The sequence below is a fragment of the Candidatus Methanoperedens nitratireducens genome, assembly GCF_900196725.1.
Classification (GTDB): Archaea; Halobacteriota; Methanosarcinia; order Methanosarcinales; family Methanoperedenaceae; genus Methanoperedens; species Methanoperedens nitroreducens_A.
Map to the genome: position 1 here is coordinate 1 of NZ_FZMP01000071.1, position 1,877 is coordinate 1,877.

3 protein-coding genes are annotated in these 1,877 nt (G+C 38.7%); all 3 read left to right on the top strand.

Going from position 1 to position 1,877, the window contains the following annotated elements:
- Positions 1-56: 56 nt before the first annotated feature.
- Positions 57-689, top strand: a complete 633-nt coding sequence (locus MNV_RS05695) for a hypothetical protein (protein ID WP_096204389.1) — start codon at positions 57-59, stop codon at positions 687-689.
- 196 nt (positions 690-885) lie between these two features.
- Positions 886-1,101, top strand: coding sequence for a S8 family serine peptidase (locus MNV_RS05700; protein WP_096204390.1), 216 nt, complete (start codon positions 886-888; stop codon positions 1,099-1,101).
- A gap of 401 nt (positions 1,102-1,502) precedes the next feature.
- Positions 1,503-1,877, top strand: a 375-nt coding sequence (locus MNV_RS05705) for a hypothetical protein (protein WP_218837915.1), incomplete at its 3' end; no start/stop codon positions are given.

The following is a 1,877-nucleotide window of genomic DNA, read 5'->3' on the forward strand; positions in this document are numbered from 1 at the left end:
ATCTCATGGTCTTGGACAAGGACTGACCTTCGGAGATGGATGAATCGATTTATTAGTTGAATATCGGAAATTACTTATCAAACAGTCCACTAGTAGCTGTACTTATAGCAGGTGCTGCCGCATTAATTAATATCAGTAAAGAAAAACCTACATTTGCGGTGAGCTCGGCATCGTGGACTAAGGATGTATTAAACAATTCACACCTAGCGGATAGATCAGATACAATTATCATGGGTCATGTAATAGAGATTCTTCCAAGCAAATGGAACACTCCAGATGGGAGAAAACCAGTATCAGATGGTAAAATACCAGCATCTAAAGAAGAATTCTATAATAATCAAAAAGAAAAACGTATCTATACCGACGTAATTATTAAGGTAGATAGAATACTAAAAAACAAATCAACTCCGGCGATAGTAACTATTAGGATAATGGGTGGAGAAGTAGGAGAAGATGGGATGCTTGTAGAAGATGAGGCTAAGTTTGAGGCAGGTGAAAATGTGTTGTTATTTCTTACAAAAGAAGATACGGACACAGATAACAGTGCTGGAACTCATTACAAAGTATATGACATGAAGTATGGTAAGTTCAGTATTACCCAAGATAATCAGGCAGTAAGGCAGAGCCTTCCAGTGGAACATCAAAAAATACCTCTTGAAACATTGTTGAATTCTATAGGGACTCAATGAGCCCTTTTTTCTATTTTTTCTGAAAGATAATAAACAACCATCAATGCAGGAAATTGATTATCCAATTTTATTCTATGATTACTGTTCTTTTCAGAGAGCAAGACAATATTACACAACCATAAGGCGCAGATGACATTAAAATTGAACTGGCAGGGCGTAGATGTATATTCCATATGGTTAAACGGCGGTTATGCGTATGAACGAAAGCGACACATTGATGGCAGCGCCGTTTGCCAGCGGCACAGCGGCATTAATTAAAAGTAAAAACCTATCTGTAGCTCCGCAGGAATCCGTCAAAGTTTGGATTATAATGCAATTGATCTGGGTGATATTGGAGGAGATAAGACATACGGATTCGGATTGGTGCAAGCAAGCTAGTATCAAATGCATTAACAGGTATGCGCCTACTTAATATTTCAAACTTCTTGAAAATTACAATGTCATTAAAAATTTTAACGGCATTGTAATTTTTAACGGCATTGTAATATATAAACCAAAAATTATATATTCCCCTTGCTCCGTCCAAAAATTGGGTGTAAACCAAGGGTGATAAGGTGAAAAATCAAAAATCTGGTCGCACTTGTTTTTGCAGCCGGAAAAACGTGGGGTTCAGTCGCAGTTTCAAGAGAGCAACTGAGCCCCAGTATTTGCCCGAAGGCATGGTAATGTTAGCTTTGAACTTATTTAAAGCCAGCGCCGCGCCTGAGGGCAGCAAAGAATAAAATGAAATATAAATGGAGGAATAAAAAAATATGAAGAGAAGTAAAGGAATGCAATTGGGCGCGATGCTTGCGGGCGATGCTGCTGGTGAGCGTGGCGCTTGTAGTTGTAGTCAATGCCCAAGGACAGGATAGTGGTGGAAAACCTACATTAGATAATATGGATCTACTGATGCATGATGCACAAGTATATGCCTCAAATAGTAATGTGAGTATTGGAGTAGCGTTTGACGCACAAACATATGCATCATATAGTAATGTTAGTATTGATGAAGCTCTCCGCCGATTCCAACTTCAAGACATTGCAAGAAATCTTCAGGCAGAGCTGAGAACGAACGAAGTAGAGACATTCGCAGGACTTTGGATTGAGCATGCACCAGAATTCAAGTTTGTTGTGCAGTTTACCCGTGATAATGAGGAGATAATCAAACCGTACTTAGAAAAGTATCCAGAGTTAACCAACATTATT

Excerpts from the sequence above, each read along its gene's own strand:
- MNV_RS05700 (WP_096204390.1), top strand. The coding sequence starts at position 886 with ATGAACGAAAGCGACACATTGATGGCAGCGCCGTTTGCCAGCGGCACA.